Raw genomic sequence first — 18,033 nt, 5'->3', positions numbered from 1 at the left:
TTACAGCGTCTCGGGTGCGAGCGAGACGATCTTCATGTACTTGTGGTCGCGCAGCTCGCGGGCGACGGGCCCAAAGATACGAGTACCTACGGGATTGCCGTCTTTATCGATCAGAACGCAAGCGTTCTGATCGAAACGAATGTAGCTGCCGTCCTTACGACGGTTCTCCTTGACGGTGCGCACGACGACGCAACGTACTACGTCGCCTTTTTTCACGTTGCCGCCAGGAGTAGCCTCCTGCACAGCGGCAACGATGACGTCGGCGATGCCGGCGTAACGGCGCTTGGAGCCGCCGAGGACCTTAATGCACTTCACCTTACGAGCGCCGGAGTTATCGGCGACGGTGAGCATGGTCTCCTGCTGAATCATGTTTCTATCCTCCGTGCCTTAAAAGTACCAGAGGTGCGCCCTGGCGTGCGACGCACATGGTCTTCTGGGCCATATTGCGGGTGGCTACTTGGCCTTCTCGACGATCTCGACGAGGCGCCAGCGCTTGGTCTTGGACAAGGGACGAGTCTCCATTACGGTGACGGTGTCGCCGAGGCCAGCCTCGTTGTTCTCGTCATGGGCGTGGAGCTTCTTGGAGACGGTGATCATCTTGCCGTACTTGGAGTGCGGCTTGCGCTCGGTGATCTGGACCGTGATGGTCTTGTCGCCGGAGATGGACGACACGACACCGGTGCGAACCTTGCGCGAATTGCGGGAATCGCTCATGTTTCTTCTTCTCCCCTCGCGTCTAGTTTGCAGCATTGGCGGCCGCGATCTCGCGGGCGCGCATCTCGGTCTGAATACGAGCAATGTCACGCTTGACATGGGACACTCGGGCAGTGTTGTCAAGCTGGCTCGTGGCCATCTGGAAGCGGAGGTTGAAGAGCTCCGCGCGGGCCTCATCGAGCTTCGAAGCGAGCTGCTCGTCAGTAAGCTCGCGAATCTCTTTGGACTTCATAGGGATTACTCCTCCTCGGCCTGGTCGGCGCGGGAGACGATCTTGGTGCGGATGGGAAGCTTGTGCTGCGCCAGACGCAGAGCCTCCTTGGCAACCTCTTCGCTCACGCCGTCGATCTCGAACATAATACGGCCGGGCTTGACGACGGCCACCCACTCCTCGGGGTTACCCTTACCGGAACCCATGCGGGTCTCAGCGGGCTTCTTGGTAATGGGCTTGTCGGGGAAGATGGTGATCCAAACCTTACCGCCACGCCTCATCTGACGGGTCATGGCGATACGGGCAGCCTCAATCTGGCGGTTAGTGATCCAGTGAGCCTCCTCGGCACGGATGCCCCAGGAACCAAAGTTGAGCTTGGTGCCACCCTTGGCGTGGCCCTTCATAGAGCCACGCTGAACCTTACGGTGAAGGACGCGTTTAGGAGCCAGCATTAGTTGCCCCTCCTCTCATTGCGGCGACGAGGACGAGAAGTGCCCTCGAGTGCGGGATTAGGTGCAGGCTGGCCAGGGAGCTTCTCGCCCACATAGATCCAGGTCTTCACGCCGCAGGCGCCCATGATGGTGCGGGCGGTAGCCTCGGAGAAGTCAATCTTGGCACGCAGGGTCTGCAGAGGCACGCGACCCTCGCGGTACCACTCGCGACGACCCATCTCAGCGCCGCCAAGACGACCGGAGCACTGAATACGGATGCCCTTGGCGCCGGACTTGCGAGCAGACTGCACGGCCTTGCGCATGGCGCGACGGAAGGCGATGCGCTGCTCCAGCTGCTCAGCGATGGACTGAGAGACCAGGCTGGCATCAAGCTCGGGGCGCTTGATCTCAATGACGTCTACGTTGACGTCGCCCTTGCCCACACCGGCGATCTTCTCAAGCTCGCGGCGCAGAGCGTCGATCTCGGAACCCTTCTTGCCAATGACCAGGCCGGGACGGGCGGTATAGATGGTGACCTTCACCTTTTTGCCAGCGCGCTCGATGTCCACGCGAGAGAGGGCAGCACGCTCGAGGCGCTTGGTCAGATACTTGCGGATCTTGAGGTCGTTGCCGACGTTCTTGGAGTAGTCCTTATCGGCGTACCAACGGGAGCGCCAGTTCTCAGTGACGCCCAGGCGGAACCCGGTGGGAGATACCTTGTGTCCCATGGATCTGCTACGCCTCCTTTCGAGGAGCAACGGTGACGGTAATGTGGCTGGTGCGCTTGTTGATGCGCGAAGCCGAACCCTTGGCGCGAGGACGGATGCGCTTGAGAGTGGGACCCTCGTCCACATAGGTCTCAACGATTACGAGGTCGTCGGGACGGAAACCCTTGTTCTCATAGGCGTTGGCCACAGCAGAACGCAGGACCTTCTCGACGTCCACGGCTACTGCACGGTTGGAGAACTGAAGAATCTCCACGGCCTGGGCCACGGACTTATTGCGAATCTGGTCTACGACCAGGCGTGCCTTACGGGGGGCAACGCGAACGTACTTGGCGGTCGCGGAAACGTGCGACGCGTTATCGGAATGCTTCATGCCTGTTCATCCCCTCTTTAAGCCTTGTGCCCGCGGAAGGTGCGGGTCGGGGCGAACTCGCCGAGCTTGTGCCCGACCATGGACTCAGTAATGTACACGGGCACGTGCTTGCGGCCGTCGTGCACGGCAATGGTGTGGCCCACCATGTCGGGGAAGATGGTGGAGGCACGAGACCAGGTCTTGATGACCTCCTTGGTGCCAGCCTCGTTCTGCGCGACCACGCGCTGGAGGAGGCGGGTCTCGACGTACGGGCCCTTCTTGAGACTCCTGCTCATAAGTGATGACTCCTACTTCTCGCGGATGCGCTACTTCGTCTTGCGACGACGGATGATGAGGCGGTTCGAACCCTTCTTGGGATCGCGGGTCTTGGCGCCCTTGGAAGGCTTGCCCCAGGGGGACACAGAGGGACGACCAGAAGTGTGGTTCTTGCCCTCGCCGCCGCCGTGGGGATGGTCCACAGGGTTCATGACGGTACCACGGACGGTGGGACGTACGCCCTTGTAGCGGTTGCGGCCGGCCTTGCCGATGGTGATGTTGGAGTGCTCGGCATTACCCACTTCGCCTACAGTGGCACGACAGGTGATGAGCACGCGACGCATCTCGGAGGAAGGCATGCGCAGCACGGCGTAATTGCCCTCCTTGCCCATGAGCTGCACCGAGGTGCCGGCAGATCGGGCGATGGCAGCGCCTTTGCCCGGCTGGAACTCGATGGCGTGGACAAGAGTACCCACGGGGATGTTGGCCAGAGGCAGTGCATTGCCAGGCTTGATGTCGGCATCGGGGCCGCTCAGCACGGTGTCGCCAACCTTAAGGCCGCGAGGGGCCAGAATGTAGGCCTTGGCGCCGTCTGCATAGTGGAGCAGGGCGATGCGAGCAGAGCGGTTGGGGTCATACTCGATGGTGGCAACCTTGGCAGGTACGCCGTCCTTGTTGCGCTTGAAGTCAATTTTGCGGAACTTGCGCTTCACACGGCCGCCCTGATGGCGGGTGGTGATGCGACCGGTGTTGTTGCGACCGGCCTTGACGGGCAGCGGCTCGAGAAGGGACTTCTCGGGCGTGGTGCAGGTGACCTCAGAGAAATCCGAGATCGTCTGGAAACGCCTGCCGGGGCTCGTCGGCTTGAGGTGCTTGATTCCCATAGTTAGATTCCCTTTCGTATGTTCCGATGGCCACAGGCTTCTAAGGGAAGAGGGCTACCGATAAGCCCAAACACCTGTGACGCCGGATTACCACGGCTCCGCGCGTATCCATAGCAGAGCCGTAAAGGCAGGCCCTCAGTGGTTGCAGAGCCTGGCATTGACGGTGGTTACTCAGCGACCGATTGGCCGAAGATCTCAATGGAGTCGCCCTCGGCCAGCGTGACGATGGCCTTCTTCCAGCGACGAGTCTTGCCAGCGACATAGCGCACGCGCTTGGTCTTAGGCTTGACCCAGGCGGTGTTCACCTTGGTGACCTTGACGTCAAAGATCTTCTCGACAGCCTGAGCGATTTCCTCCTTGGGGGCCTGGGGGGCCACCTCGAAGGTGTACTTGTTCTCGCCCATCTGATCGAAGGTGCGCTCAGACACGACAGGGCGAATGATGACGTTGTAGACGGAGTTCATTAGACGAGCGCCTCCTCAAGGGTCGTAACAACGGCCTCAGGCATGACCAGGGCGGCGTTGTCAACGAGATTGTGGGTGTTAGCCTCGCGCACACCAATGACACGTACCTTGGGAAGGTTGCGGAAGGACAGGAAGGCTTCCACGGCGTCATTGGGGAGTACCACAGTGACGCGTTTGTCGGCAACGCCCAGAGCAGCCAGCAAGGCCTTAGCCTGCCTGGTGCAAGGCTTGTCGAAAGCCATCTCGTCTACCACAAGGAGCTCGCCGTCGGCCAGCTTGGCGGAGAGGGCCGAACGCATAGCCAGCTTGGCCTCTTTGTTGTTGGTGCGCTTGTTGTGAGTGCGAGGGGTGGGGCCAAAGGGCACGCCGCCGCCTACCCACTGGGTGGCACGAATGGAACCCTGGCGGGCACGACCGGTGCCCTTCTGACGCCAGGGCTTCTTGCCGCCACCGGAGACCTCAGAACGGCCTTTGGTGTCGTGGGTGCCTTGACGCAGCGAAGAGAGGTAGTTCTTCACGACCAGGTGCATCACCGGGATATTTGGCTCAATGCCAAAGACGCGAGAGTCGAGCTCGGCCGTGCGAACCGCCTGCCCCTCTGCGTTCTTGATTTCGATGTTGGACATCTTCACTCCTTGAATAGCCTAAGAGGTTCTACTAGAGATAAGGGCCCTTAGGCCATGCGGATCTGAACCAGCGCGTTCTTGCCACCAGGTACCGCACCCTTGATGAGCATGAGGTTTTGCTCGGGATCGACGGAGACCAGCTTGAGGTTCTTGACCGTGACGCGCTCGTCGCCCATGTGACCGGCCATGTGCAGACCCTTGCGCACGCGAGCGGGATAGGCGCACTGACCAATGGAGCCGGGCTTGCGCTGGTTGCGTGAGCCGTGGGTGATGGGGCCGCAAGCGAAGTTCCAGCGCTTGATGGTGCCTTGGAAGCCCTTGCCCTTGGAGGTGCCGGTGACATCTACCGCAGCAACCTCTGCAAAATCAGCCACGGTAACCACGTCGCCCACCTTGTGATCGGCAGCGTTGTCCACGCGCACCTCGCGCAGGTAGCGCATAGGCTCTACGCCAGCCTTGGCGAAATGGCCCTTCATGGGCTTATTCACGCGGGAAGGCTTGATCTCGCCAAAACCAATCTGCACGGCGTCGTAGCCGTCAGTGGCTTCAGACTTGACCTGGGAGACAACGCAGGGGCCGGCCTGAACGACCGTCACGGGAACGACGTTATCGTCCTCGTCCCACACCTGAGTCATCCCGATCTTGCGGCCGAGAATCGTGTTGACCATACGTATTCCTTACCTTTGGTGGTCATGGGACCGCAGGCGCTGTTTGTGCCTGTCCCCAGCGGACCACATCTTGTGGGAATGTGCCAATAGGGATACGCCCGGTGCCGTGGTATAGTCGCAGCACAGAAAGACCCAAATTGACAGCTTGACTAGTATAGGGCCTAGAAGCCGTATCCACGACTTCTCCCAAATCTTTTTTTGAAGCCCAAAAACCCTGCATATCACTTCTTTGAGAGGTGGGAGTGTTTCTTGGCATTGAAAAGAGCTGCTGAGAAAAGCTCTCCTTGCTCACAGCGGCCGCTTTGGGCAAGAAAAACGCTCCCCTCCTGGCTTTGGAAGGGAGCGCTGACTGTGCAGTAACCAGTGAATTACGAGCTTATCTGGGATGCGCAGGCCTTAGGCGTCAAGCTTGATGTCGATCTCCACGCCAGCAGGAAGGTCGAGACGCATAAGGGAGTCGACGGTCTCAGAGGGGGGATCGAGGATGTCGATGAGGCGCTTGTGAGTGCGCATCTCGAACTCCTCGCGGGAGTCTTTGTCCTTGTGGGGCGAGCGGATAACGCAGTAGACGTTGCGCTCGGTGGGCAGGGGGATGGGGCCGGACACGCGAGCGCCGGTCTTCTGAGCGGTTTCGACGATCTGCTTAGAGGACTGATCCACCAGTTCGTGGTCGAATCCCTTCAGACGGATCCTGATCTTTTGGCTAGACACTTGGTACCTCCATTGGTGAGCGGTAATGCCCGCGGTTATCTTTAGGCGTTGCCGCCGGCTTTGCTAATGATTTCGTCGGCGACACCCTTGGGCACCGGCTCGTACTCAGCGAACTGCATGGTATAGCTAGCGCGACCCTGCGTTTGCGAGCGGAGGTCGGTAGCGTAGCCAAACATCTCGCCCAGGGGCACCTTGGCCTTGATGACCTTGGTGTTACGACGGTCCTCCATGCCCTCGATCTTGCCGCGGCGGGAGGACAGGTTGCCCATGACGTCACCCATGTACTCCTCGGGAGTCTCGACCTCGACGGCCTCGATGGGCTCGAGCAGCACGGGCTTGGACTTGCGCAGGGCGTCCTTGATAGCCATGGAACCGGCGATCTTAAAGGCAGCCTCGGAGGAGTCGACCTCGTGGTAGGAGCCGTCGGTAAGGGTCACCTTGACGTCTACGACGGGGTAGCCGGCGACCACGCCAGACTCCAGGGCCTCCTGGATGCCCTTGTCGATGGAGGGGATGTACTCCTTGGGCACCACACCGCCCACGATGGCGTTGACAAACTCGTAGCCGGCACCGGGCTCCTGGGGCTCCAGGTCGATGATGGCGTGACCATACTGACCACGGCCACCGGACTGACGAACGAACTTGCCCTCGGCATGCTTGACGGGCTGGCCGGCGGTCTCGCGGTAGGCCACCTGAGGCTTGCCTACGTTGCACTCCACCTTGAACTCGCGACGCAGGCGGTCGACGATGATCTCCAGGTGCAGCTCGCCCATGCCGGCAATGATGGTCTGGCCGGTCTCGGGATCGGTGTGCACCTTGAAGGTGGGGTCTTCCTCGGCCAGCTTGGCCAGACCCACGCTCATCTTCTCCTGGTTAGCCTTGTCTTTGGGCTCCACGGCCACGTCAATGACGGGATCGGCGAACTCGATGGACTCCAGGATGATGGGATGATGCTGATCGCAAAGGGTCTCACCGGTGGTGGTGTTCTTGAGACCCACCACGGCGACGATGTCTGCGGTAGAGCAAGACTCGCGGTCCACGCGGTCGTTGGCGTTCATCTCGAGGATGCGGCCAAAGCGCTCGCGATCTTCCTTCACGGAGTTGTAGACATAGCTACCGGACTCGGCAACGCCCGAGTAGACGCGCACATAGGTAAGCTTGCCCACGTAGGGGTCGGTCATGATCTTGAAGGCCAAAGCCGAGAAGGGCTCGTCATTGGAAGGCTTGCGGATCTCGGTCTCGCCGGTCTTGGGGTTGACGCCTTCCACGGGAGGAATGTCCAGGGGGCTGGGCAGATAGTCGATGACGGCGTCCAAGAGCTCCTGAATGCCCTTGTTCTTGTAGGCGGAGCCCACGAATACGGGGTTCATGCCATTGGCAAGAACGGCAGCGCGGATAGCGGCCTTGAGGACGTCTACGGGGATCTCCTCGTCCTCCAGGACCAACTCCATGAGCTCGTCGGAGTAGTCGGCGGCAGCGTCTACCAGCTCGCCGCGCTTCTCCTCGGCCAGCTCAGCGAACTCGTCGGGGATGGAATCCAGGGGCTCGGGATAGATCATGCCCTTGGCGTCCTCTTTGAAGTCCCAGGCGGTCATGGTGACCAAGTCGATGATGCCCCAGAAGTTGTTCTCGGCACCCATGGGGACCTGAGCGGCCACCGCAGGAGCAGAGAGACGATCCTTCATGGTCTCGATGGCATTGAAGAAGTCGGCACCCACGCGGTCGTACTTGTTGATGAAGGCGATACGGGGGACGTTGTAGGTAGAAGCCTGGCGCCACACGGTCTCAGACTGGGGCTGCACGCCGGCCACGGCGTCAAAGACGGCCACCGCACCATCGAGCACGCGCAGGGAACGCTCGACCTCAGAGGTGAAGTCCACGTGGCCAGGGGTGTCGATGATCTGGATGACATGATCCTTCCAGAAGCAGGTGGTGGCGGCGGAGGTAATGGTTACGCCACGCTCCTGCTCCTGAACCATCCAGTCCATGGTGGCAGCACCGTCATGGACCTCGCCGATCTTGTGGGTCTTGCCGGTGTAATAAAGAATGCGCTCGGTAGTGGTGGTCTTACCAGCATCGATGTGGGCCATGATGCCGATGTTGCGCATGTTTTCTAGCGTGTACTTACTTTTGGCCATAGGTATTAGCTCTCCTCTAGGCTGTGTGGGTTACCAGCGGTAGTGCGAGAAAGCACGGTTGGCCTCGGCCATCTTGAAGACGTCCTCGCGCTTCTTCACCGAGGCGCCAACGCCGTTGGAGGCGTCGATGATCTCGTTGGCGAGACGGTCGGCCATGGTCTTCTCCTTGCGGGACCGAGAAAAGCCCACGATCCAACGGATGGCAAGCGTAGTGGAACGACGGGAGTTGACCTCCATGGGTACCTGGTAGGTGGCGCCACCCACACGCTTTGGCTTGACCTCGAGGGTGGGACGCACATTGTCCATGGCCTTCTTGAAGACGGTCAGAGGATCTTGGCCGGTCTTCTCGGCGACCTGATCGAAGGCGCTGTAGACAATGCGCTCAGCGACGGACTTCTTGCCGTCGAGGAGAACCTTGTTGATGAGCTGAGTGACTAAACGGTTGTTGTAGACGGCATCGGGCGCGATTTCGCGACGGGTTGCAGCTGCACGACGCGGCATATAAATCTCCTTAAATGTGCTTTAGTGACGGGAGCGGGTGCTAGGAGCGCTTGGCGCCGTAGCGAGAACGGGACTGCTTGCGGTTCTGCACGGCTGCGCAGTCGTAAGCGCCACGAATGATCTTGTAACGCACACCAGGCAGGTCGCGTACACGGCCGCCGCGCACGAGCACGATGGAGTGCTCCTGGAGGTTGTGGCCCTCACCAGGGATATAGGCCGTAACCTCGATGCCGTTTACCAGGCGCACACGGGCGACCTTACGGAGTGCGGAGTTAGGCTTCTTAGGGGTGGTGGTGAACACACGGGTGCATACGCCACGCTTCTGGGGATTGCCCTGAAGTGCGGGCTTTTGGGACTTAGCCTTGGTGCTCTTGCGGCCCTGACGGACCAGCTGGTTGATGGTAGGCAAGTTTTTTCTCCTTCGTACCTTTTGACGCTCACATCGACCGTATGTAAGAGGCGACGCAGCACAACATCGCCTGGATCGGCGCAAGTGAGAATACTATGACTGGTTTTATTCGATGTCAATTGCACACCGGCCCGGGCGTATCCCATTTCACTGGGCCTCCACGGAAGCCCTTCCTGAAAAGCCCTCCCCTACCCTTACACGGTATCCACACATAAAAAGAAAGCCTCCTTTCAAAGGGAGGCTTTCTTTTCAACAGGAACTCACAAGCACCTATGCGAGTGTTTCTCGGCAATTACGACGTTTAGAAGCGCATCACAAGGCGCCGCTCATCCCATAGCGCTCAATTAAGCGTTCTTGCGAGGACGGCCGCGCTTCTTGGGGCGCAGTGCCGCGGCACCGCCGTCACGATAAGAGGCACACCAACGGAAGAATGCGCTCTTGGAAGCCACACCGTGGCTCTGCATGGCGTCGCTTGCCGTCATACCGCGATCCAGATGATCCTCGACGGCCTTGAGCTTAGTCTCGTAAGTGTACGAGTTGCGCTGAGCTCCGGTTTGCATAATCTCACCCCGTTACTTTTTGACGCTTGCACGCCAGGGGCTTATCCCCCAGTTTCGCAAGTTAGTCCAGGTAATCGAACGTTGCTGATGAATGGTTACCCGTGTGAAACCTTATATTGCAAGCCAACGCAAAATAGAGCGGATAGAATCCCATTTCACACAAAAGGGAGTCAGTTTCTACGCGAACCTGACTCCCTTTTTTATGTGTCTTGAGACTTACTGAGTCTTATTCGCCCAGCATTTCCTCTTGATGGGTCACCTGGGCCAAAATGTCGTCCAGCGAGTCGATATCCTCGTTGATCGCTTGAGGATTGATGTTATCGGTCGCAGTGCCACCGATAAGCTCCTCCTCATAACCCTGGTGCGTGGAGGGGGCGCGGGTACCGATCATGATGTTGTCGTCGGGAGCAAACACCATGTTGAGCAGCTGGGACAGATCGTCCTCGTCGGCCTGGTCCTCTTCGTCGGGCTCCAGGATGTAGAGCAGGTTGCGAGCCTCCAGACCGTCGCGTAGCTCCTCGATGGCCTTGGCGCCGATGCCGTCGATGTGGAGCAGATCATCCTCGGTCTTGCCGATAAGATCGCCCACCGTCTCGATGCCGACCTCGCTGAACTTGTTGGTCCACCGCTGGGACACCCCAAGATCGTCGAAGAGATAGAGCTTGCTCTCCTCGGAGGACAGCTTGTGGCCGTTCTTGGAGTAGGTGCCGGGAATGTACTCGTCGCCAGTCCATTCAAGCTGCTGAGGCAGCTCGGACTCCAGCGCCTTGAGCTCGTCGGGGGCCCACTCGGGCAGCGCCTTGGAAATGGGAGACGTGGAGGTCTCGATGGGCTGGCCGTGGTAGGTGAGCTCCACATCGTGGTAGGCCTTGAGGCCGGTGCCGGCAGGAATCTGCTTGCCCACGATGACGTTGGACTTGAGGTCCATGAGGTTGTCCACTTCGCCCTTGATAGCGGCCTCAGTAAGAACGCCGGCGGTACGGATGAAGGAAGCGCTGGAGAGCCAGGAGTCGATGGAGCTGGCCACCTTGAGGGTGCCCAGGATGGCAGGCTCAGCGGTAGGAGGCGTGCCCCCGGCCATGGCGATCTCGTTGACCTTGTCGGCGAACTCGTAGCGGTCCACATACTGGCCAAGCAGGTACTTGGAGTCACCGGGGTTGGTGATCTGTACGCGGCGCAGCATCTGGCGAGCGATGACCTCGATGTGCTTGTCGTTGAGGTCGACGCCCTGAGAGGTGTAGACCGACTTCACCGACTCCACGAAGGTGTGCATGGTGGACTCGATGTCGGTGAGCTTGCGCAGGTTGCGGAAGTTCACGAAGCCATGGGTGAGCTGGTCGCCGGCGCGCACGATGCAGCCGTCTTCGATGCCAGGCATGAAGCGCACGGAAGCGGGCACGTCTTTGGCCCAAAGCTCGCGGCTGGGATCCTGCTCGTCCACGATGGAGAGCTTGTAGGTGTTTTGCTCAGGCACGATATGCAGCTCGCCCGAGTAGGGAGCCAGATCTGCCTCGCGGCCCAGGATTTTCTCGTTGACGTTGCCTACCACGTCGAACATACGGCCAACGGTAGGCAGGCCCTGGGTGATGTCCTCGGCGCCGGCCACGCCACCGGAGTGAATGGTACGCATGGTGAGCTGCGTGCCGGGCTCGCCGATGGACTGAGCGGCAATGATGCCCACTGCGGTGCCGATATTGACAGGACGGCGGGTGGAAAGGTCCCAGCCATAGCACTTCTGGCAGACGCCGTACTTGGAACGACAGGTGAGCAGTGCACGGAACTTGACCTTCTCAAGGCCCGCGTCCACCAGGCGCTTGATGTCATCGACGCTCTCGATGTAAGCATCCTTTTCCATAAGAATCTCGCCGGTAGCAGGATCGACCACATCCTCCAGCAGGCAGCGGCCTACCAGATCGACATTTAGGTCGTCGGTGCCAGGAAGCACCAGGCGATAGGACACACCCTCGGTGGTGCCGCAGTCAGCCTCGCGCACAATGACGTCCTGGGCCACGTCTACCAAACGGCGGGTGAGGTAACCGGAGTCAGAGGTGTGCGAAGAGGTGTCCACCAGGCCCTTACGGGCGCCATAGGTGGAGATGAAGTACTCCAGAGGACGCAGCCCCTCGCGGAAGTTGGCCTTGATGGGCAGGTCGATGGTGTCACCGGACATGTCTGCCATGAGGCCACGCATACCGGCCAGCTGACGCAGCTGGGTCTTGGAACCACGGGCGCCGGAATCGGCCAGCATGTAGATGGGGTTGTCTTCCGAGAAGCCCTTGAGCATGACGGAACCCAGCTCGTCGGTGCACTTGGTCCAGGCATCGACAACCTCGGTGTGGCGCTCGGCCTCAGACAGGAAGCCCATCTCGTAGTTCTCGTTGATGGTATCGACCTGCTCCTGGGTATCGGCCAGCATCTTCTCCTTCTCCTCAGGGATGACGGCATCCCAGACGGAGATGGTAAGGCCGGCGCGAGTGGCGTAGTGGAAGCCGGCGTACTTGATGGCGTCCAAGATGGGCTCGACGTCTGCCAACGCATAGCGGTCGCAGCAGTCGTTTACCAGACGGCCCATGTCGGAGGAGGTCATCTTGTAGTTGATGAAGGGATAGTCGGGCGGCAGGCACTGACGGTTGAAGATCACGCGGCCTGCGGTGGTCTCCACACGCACGGCGCCTTCGGTGACGTCGTAGTCAACGTGCTCGTTCTTGGAGGTCATGACACGGAAGAAGAGACGGTCATCCTCCGTCTGCACATTGGCGTCCTCAGGGCCCACACGCACGGAGATCTTGGCCTGAATGTCGAGGTCTGCGCGAGCGTCATAGGCATGGATGACGTCCTCGAAGTCTGCGAAGACGCGAGGCTCTGCCTGCTCCTGGCTGCTCTCGCTGGTGAGGTAGTAGACGCCAAACACCATGTCCTGAGAAGGCACGGTGAGCACCTTGCCCGAGGCGGGAGTGCGAAGGTTGTTGGAGGACAGCATGAGCACGCGGGCCTCTGTTTGAGCCTGCGTGGACAGAGGCACGTGCACAGACATCTGGTCGCCGTCGAAGTCTGCGTTGAAGGGCTTGCAGACCAGCGGGTGCAGGTGGATGGCCTTGCCCTCGGTGAGGACCGGCTCAAAGGCCTGGATGGAGAGACGGTGCAGCGTAGGAGCGCGGTTGAGGAGCACCAGACGGTCTGCGATGACCTCTTCCAGCACGTCCCAGACACCGGGCTCCATGCGGTCGATAGCGCGTTTGGCGCCCTTGATGTTCTCCACCTTGCCCAGCTCTACCAAGCGGCGCATGACGAAGGGCTTGAACAGCTCCAGAGCCATGGTCTTGGGCAAGCCGCACTGGTGCAGCTTGAGTTGCGGGTCGACCACGATGACCGAGCGGCCAGAGTAGTCCACGCGCTTGCCCAACAGGTTTTGGCGGAAGCGGCCCTGCTTGCCTTTGAGGGTCTCGGCGAGACTCTTGAGAGGGCGGCCACCGCGACCAGTGACAGGACGGCCACGGCGGCCGTTGTCAAAGAGGGCGTCCACTGCCTCCTGGAGCATGCGCTTCTCGTTGTTCACGATGATGGCGGGAGCATCCAGGTCCAGCAGGCGCTTGAGACGGTTATTGCGGTTGATCACACGGCGATAGAGGTCGTTCAAGTCAGAGGAGGCGAAGCGGCCGCCGTCCAGCTGCACCATGGAGCGCAGATCGGGCGGAATCACAGGAATGACGTCCAGGATCATGTTGGTGGGGTCGTTGCCGCCCTCCATGAAGGCCTCGATGATCTCCAGACGCTTTACGGCCTTCTCGCGACGCTGCTTTTGACCCTTCTCGTCCTGAAGGATGAGACGCAGCTCTTCGGCCGTCTTCTCCAGGTCAATGTCTGCCAAAAGATCGCGCACGGCTTCGGCGCCCATACCGCCATCGAAATAGATGGAGTAGTAGCGCTTCATCTCGCGGAAGAGAGCCTCATCGGCGATGAGGTCGCCCTTCTCGATCTCCATGAACTTGTTGTGGGCCTCCTGGCGAAGCTCGATCTCCTCTTGGTACTCGGCCTCGATATCAGCCTTTTCCAGACGAAGGTCCTCGTCGCTCATGGCCTCTAGGCCCTCGGCGCGATCCTCGGCCACCTGCTCCTCGAGCGCGGCGATCTGCTCGTCGCGCTCAGTCTTGAGTTCCTCGATATCTGCAGCGCAATCGGCCTCAAGCTCGGTGACGTCAGCCTCGCGGGCTTCTTTGTCAACGCGGGTGATCACATAGCTGGCGAAGTAGAGGATCTTCTCCAGATCCTTGGACTTCATGTCCAGAATGCGGGCCAACGGGAAGCTGGTAGGGCTCTTGAAGTACCAAATGTGGCTTACAGGAGCGGCCAGCTCGATGTGGCCCATGCGCTCGCGACGGACTTTGGAGCTGGTGACCTCCACGCCGCAGCGGTCGCACACGATGCCCTTGAAGCGGATGCCCTTGTACTTGCCGCAGGCGCACTCCCAGTCCTTGGAGGGACCGAAGATCTTCTCGCAGAAAAGACCGTCGCGCTCGGGCTTCAAGGAGCGGTAGTTGATGGTCTCGGGCTTTTTGACCTCGCCATGAGACCAGGAGCGGATCTGATCGGCAGACGCCAAAGAGATCTTAATCGCGTCAAAATCTGTGGTATCGAAATCTGCCACGAGGCTACTCCTTCTCGGAATCGATGTCGGCAACGAGGTCTACGGTGGGGGCGCCAATAAGGTCGTCTGCACCAGCAAACACGTCTACGGCATCCTCGGTGACCTGAACGGGCACCTGGGAAGGCGCCTCCTCGGTCTTGTAGACAATAGGCTCGATATCCAGGGCGAGCGAACGGATCTCTTTCACCAGCACCTTGAAGGCCTCGGGGATAGAGGCGTCGGGGACGTTCTCGCCCTTGACGATGGCCTCGTAGGCCTTCACGCGACCGTTGGTGTCGTCGGACTTGATGGTGAGGATCTCCTGGAGGACGTTGGCCGCACCATAGGCATAGAGGGCCCAGACCTCCATCTCGCCGAAGCGCTGGCCGCCAAACTGCGCCTTGCCGCCCAGGGGCTGCTGAGTGATGAGGCTGTAAGGACCAGTGGAGCGGGCGTGGATCTTGTCGTCGACCATGTGGCCCAGCTTGAGGATGTAGCTGGTGCCCACGGTGATCTTGTCGTTGAACGGCTCGCCGGTGCGGCCGTCATAAAGGGTGGTCTTGCCAAAGGAGTTGAGCTGAGGCACGAAGGACTCCATCATGGCGTCGCCGTACTCCTCCTTGGCGCGGTTGATGAGATTGGTGTTGGTACGACGGATGCACTCAGCCACCTCGTCGCCAGTGGCGCCGTCGAAGACGGGCGTAGAGACCGGCATGGGACCAGGCACATAGGTCTCAGAGTTGGCGTTCTCGGTATCCCAGCCATTGGCGGCGCACCAACCGATGTGGCACTCGAGCAGCTGGCCCACGTTCATACGGGAAGGTACGCCCAGGGGGTCCAGAAGGACGTCTACGGGGGTGCCGTCGGCCATGTAGGGCATGTCTTCCACAGGCAGCACCTTGCAGACCACGCCCTTGTTGCCGTGACGGCCGGCGATCTTGTCACCCTGCTGGATCTTGCGGCGCTGGGCCACAAAGACGCGCACCATCTCGTTGACTCCGGGAGGCAGCTCGTCGCCGTTCTCACGTGCGAAGCGCACCACGTCTACCACTCGACCATAGGCGCCGTGAGGCATCTTGAGGGAGGTGTCGCGCACATCATGGGCCTTAGCGCCAAAGATGGCGTGCAGCAGGCGCTCCTCCACTGTGGGGGTAGTCTGACCCTTAGGCGTCACTTTGCCCACCAAGATGTCGCCCGGGCCTACCTCGGCGCCGATACGGATGATGCCGTCTGCGTCCAGATTGGCCAGCATATCCTGGGAGAGATTAGGGATCTCGCGGGTGATTTCCTCAGAGCCCAGCTTGGTGTCGCGGGCGTCGATCTCATGACGGGAGATGTTGATGGAGGTTAGCAGGTCCTCTTGCACCACGCGCTCAGAGATGACGATGCCGTCCTCGTAGTTGAAGCCCTCCCACGGCATATAGGCCACCGTGAGGTTAGCGCCCAGCGCTAGCTCGGAGTGGTCCACAGAAGTGGAGTCGGCCAGGGGCTGCCCTGCTACCACGCGCTCGCCCACCTCGACGATAGGACGATGGTTGATGCAGGTGGACTGGTTGGAACGCTCGTACTTGGGCAGGTCGTAGCGCTCAAGGCCCTCGTCGCCGGCATCGACCACGATGTGAGCGGCGTCTACCTCTACTACGGTGCCGTCGTGTGCCGAGCAGATCAACTCGCCGGAGTCCAGAGCGGCGCGGTACTCCATGCCGGTACCCACCAGAGGGGCCACAGGACGGATGAGGGGCACTGCCTGACGCTGCATGTTGGCGCCCATGAGGGTACGCTTTGCATCGTCATGCTCCAGGAAGGGAATGAGGGTGGCAGCTACAGAGAGCATCTGGCGAGGCGACACGTCCATGTAGTCGATGTCTGTCACGGGAGTCTCAGCAGGGGCGCCAAAGGAGCCGTCATAGTCGCGGGTACGGGCTACGACACGCTCGGCTTCTACCAGCTTGCCCGAGGGATCCAACTCCACGAAGCGGCCGGTCTTGTTGTCGATGGGAGTATCGGCAGGGGCAATGATGTGATCCTCTTCCTCGTCTGCCGTCATCCAGTCGATGATGTCGGTGGCGCAGCCGTCCACCACGCGACGGTAGGGCGTCTCGATGAAGCCGTACTCGTTCACGTGGGCAAAGAGCGCCAACGTGCCGATAAGACCGATGTTGGGGCCTTCGGGCGTCTCGATGGGGCACATGCGTGCATAGTGGGAGTTGTGGACATCGCGCACTGCGGTAGGCACGTTGGTGCGGCGGCTGGAGCCAGACTTATGGCCCGCCAGACCACCAGGTCCCAAGGCAGAGAGACGACGCTTGTGAGTAAGGCCAGAAAGGGGGTTGGCCTGATCCATGAACTGCGACAGCTGAGAAGAGCCAAAGAACTCTTTGATAGCTGCCACAATGGGGCGAATGTTGATGAGAGACTGAGGCGTGATGTCATCGGGATCCTGGGATGCCATGCGCTCGCGCACCACGCGCTCCATACGGCTCATACCGATGCGGAACTGGTTTTGCACCAGCTCGCCCACGGTACGCACGCGACGATTGCCAAAGTGGTCGATGTCGTCCACTTTCTTGGTGGCATCGCCGTCACGCAGAGCCAGCAGGTAACGAAGGGCAGCCACGATATCCTCTGGGGTGAGCACGTTGACGCCTTCAGCCACATCAAGATCGAGCTTCTTGTTGATCTTGTAGCGACCTACGCGAGCCAGGTCGTAGCGCTGAGGATTGAAGTACAGGCTGTCCAAAAGCGAACGGGCAGCATCCACTGTGGCAGGTTCGCCGGGGCGCTGACGCTTGTAGAGTTCGATGAGCGCCTCTTCACGGGTCTTAGCAGTATCAGAGGCCAGAGCGTCAGCCAACACGTCAGACTCGCCCAGAAGCTCGGTGATCTCCTCGTCGGTCTCAGCGAGGCCCAAAGCGCGAAGCATCAAGGTGGCGCTCTGACGACGCTTGCGGTCAACGGAGACGATGAGCTTGCCCTTCTTGTCAATCTCAAACTCGAGCCAAGCGCCACGTGCAGGAATGAACTGCACCTTGTAGACGTCGACATTGTTGTCGAGCTCTTTAGAGAAGTAGACACCGGGGGAACGTACGAGCTGGGATACCACCACGCGCTCAGTGCCATTGATGATGAAGGTGCCGCGGTCTGTCATAAGCGGGAAGTCGCCCATGAACACCAGCTGCTCCTTGATCTCACCGGTCTCCTTGTTGGTGAAGCGAACCTCCACCAAAAGAGGGGCCTGGTAGGTGAGGTCTTTGGCGCGGCACTCGGCCAAAGTATGGGCCGGATCGCCAAACTCGTGGGTGCCAAAGGTAATCTCCATAGTGCCAGCGTTGTTTTCGATAGGAGAGCTCTCTGCGAAGGCATTCGCGAGCCCCTCCCCCATGAAACGCTCGAAAGATTCCTTTTGGACGGTGATGAGGTTGGGCAGCTCCATCGCAGGGCTAATCTTGCTGAAGCTCACGCGGCCCGTAGCGTCTGTGGAGGTGACGGGAGAGTTTGCGGTACGCACCAGGCATTTCCTCCTTTGAAACGGCATATAGCGGCAATTGTCGTAAATTAGTAATCTAGCCAAGAAACAAAGCTGAGTCAATGCAACTATTGACATCAGAACAGATTCAGATAAACTACAGCACTTTAGGCTCTGAGCTGGGGTCTTGTGATCTTAATATATGAAGATTATGTGGATGGCTTTTCTCGGCCAGAATTGACGCCGAGAAAATCATCCACTCCTTTTATGCCA

The 18,033-nt window shown here is 59.9% G+C and carries 18 protein-coding genes; all 18 read right to left on the bottom strand.

What is annotated here, in order from left to right; translation table 11 throughout:
- The gene (gene rplN / locus E5334_RS04450) at positions 1-369 is read right to left on the bottom strand and encodes a 50S ribosomal protein L14 (RefSeq protein ID WP_136012388.1); all 369 of its coding nucleotides are present in this window, start codon (positions 367-369) and stop codon (positions 1-3) included.
- Between the two features lie 84 nt (positions 370-453).
- Positions 454-714 carry a 30S ribosomal protein S17 gene (gene rpsQ, locus E5334_RS04445; RefSeq protein WP_136012387.1) on the bottom strand — a complete coding sequence of 87 codons (261 nt, stop codon included), beginning with the start codon at positions 712-714 and terminating at the stop codon, positions 454-456.
- A gap of 22 nt (positions 715-736) precedes the next feature.
- Positions 737-946: a 50S ribosomal protein L29 gene (gene rpmC / locus E5334_RS04440; protein WP_136012386.1), complete on the bottom strand. Its 210-nt coding sequence runs from the start codon at positions 944-946 to the stop codon at positions 737-739.
- A 5-nt stretch (positions 947-951) separates the two neighbouring features.
- A complete protein-coding gene (rplP, locus tag E5334_RS04435; protein WP_136012385.1) occupies positions 952-1,377 on the bottom strand; it encodes a 50S ribosomal protein L16 in 426 nt (141 codons plus the stop codon).
- Positions 1,377-2,084: a 30S ribosomal protein S3 gene (rpsC, locus tag E5334_RS04430; RefSeq protein ID WP_136012384.1), complete on the bottom strand. Its 708-nt coding sequence runs from the start codon at positions 2,082-2,084 to the stop codon at positions 1,377-1,379. The genes rplP and rpsC overlap by 1 nt, the downstream gene beginning before the upstream one ends.
- Positions 2,085-2,091: 7 nt before the next feature.
- Complete coding sequence (gene rplV / locus E5334_RS04425; RefSeq protein WP_136012383.1) at positions 2,092-2,454, bottom strand: 50S ribosomal protein L22; 363 nt, start codon at positions 2,452-2,454, stop codon at positions 2,092-2,094.
- A gap of 17 nt (positions 2,455-2,471) precedes the next feature.
- Positions 2,472-2,729, bottom strand: a complete 258-nt coding sequence (rpsS, locus tag E5334_RS04420; protein ID WP_135978847.1) for a 30S ribosomal protein S19 — start codon at positions 2,727-2,729, stop codon at positions 2,472-2,474.
- A gap of 30 nt (positions 2,730-2,759) precedes the next feature.
- Entirely contained in the window at positions 2,760-3,593 is an 834-nt protein-coding gene (rplB, locus tag E5334_RS04415; protein WP_136012382.1) for a 50S ribosomal protein L2, read from the bottom strand.
- Positions 3,594-3,760: 167 nt separating this feature from the next.
- Positions 3,761-4,057 (bottom strand): 50S ribosomal protein L23, encoded by a 297-nt coding sequence (gene rplW / locus E5334_RS04410; RefSeq protein WP_136012381.1) that lies wholly within the window; start codon positions 4,055-4,057, stop codon positions 3,761-3,763.
- Positions 4,057-4,683: a 50S ribosomal protein L4 gene (rplD, locus tag E5334_RS04405; RefSeq protein ID WP_136012380.1), complete on the bottom strand. Its 627-nt coding sequence runs from the start codon at positions 4,681-4,683 to the stop codon at positions 4,057-4,059. The genes rplW and rplD overlap by 1 nt, the downstream gene beginning before the upstream one ends.
- 47 nt (positions 4,684-4,730) lie before the next feature.
- Positions 4,731-5,351: a 50S ribosomal protein L3 gene (gene rplC, locus E5334_RS04400; RefSeq protein WP_136012379.1), complete on the bottom strand. Its 621-nt coding sequence runs from the start codon at positions 5,349-5,351 to the stop codon at positions 4,731-4,733.
- Between the two features lie 396 nt (positions 5,352-5,747).
- Entirely contained in the window at positions 5,748-6,062 is a 315-nt protein-coding gene (gene rpsJ / locus E5334_RS04395; protein WP_136012378.1) for a 30S ribosomal protein S10, read from the bottom strand.
- 41 nt (positions 6,063-6,103) lie between these two features.
- A complete protein-coding gene (gene fusA, locus E5334_RS04390; protein WP_136012377.1) occupies positions 6,104-8,200 on the bottom strand; it encodes an elongation factor G in 2,097 nt (698 codons plus the stop codon).
- Positions 8,201-8,230: 30 nt separating this feature from the next.
- Positions 8,231-8,701 carry a 30S ribosomal protein S7 gene (gene rpsG, locus E5334_RS04385; protein WP_136012376.1) on the bottom strand — a complete coding sequence of 157 codons (471 nt, stop codon included), beginning with the start codon at positions 8,699-8,701 and terminating at the stop codon, positions 8,231-8,233.
- A 40-nt stretch (positions 8,702-8,741) separates the two neighbouring features.
- Positions 8,742-9,110, bottom strand: coding sequence for a 30S ribosomal protein S12 (rpsL, locus tag E5334_RS04380; RefSeq protein WP_136012375.1), 369 nt, complete (start codon positions 9,108-9,110; stop codon positions 8,742-8,744).
- A 344-nt stretch (positions 9,111-9,454) separates the two neighbouring features.
- Positions 9,455-9,670, bottom strand: coding sequence for a helix-turn-helix domain-containing protein (locus tag E5334_RS04375; RefSeq protein WP_136012374.1), 216 nt, complete (start codon positions 9,668-9,670; stop codon positions 9,455-9,457).
- A 226-nt stretch (positions 9,671-9,896) separates the two neighbouring features.
- A complete protein-coding gene (locus tag E5334_RS04370) occupies positions 9,897-14,315 on the bottom strand; it encodes a DNA-directed RNA polymerase subunit beta' (protein WP_136012373.1) in 4,419 nt (1,472 codons plus the stop codon).
- Positions 14,316-14,319: 4 nt separating this feature from the next.
- Positions 14,320-17,829, bottom strand: coding sequence for a DNA-directed RNA polymerase subunit beta (gene rpoB, locus E5334_RS04365; RefSeq protein ID WP_136012372.1), 3,510 nt, complete (start codon positions 17,827-17,829; stop codon positions 14,320-14,322).
- Between the last annotated feature and the right edge of the window lie 204 nt (positions 17,830-18,033).

Source organism: Muricaecibacterium torontonense (assembly GCF_004793925.1).
Lineage (GTDB): Bacteria > Actinomycetota > Coriobacteriia > Coriobacteriales > Atopobiaceae > Leptogranulimonas > Leptogranulimonas caecicola.
Note: the sequence above shows the minus strand (reverse complement) of the source record. Positions and strands in the feature narration are given on the sequence as shown.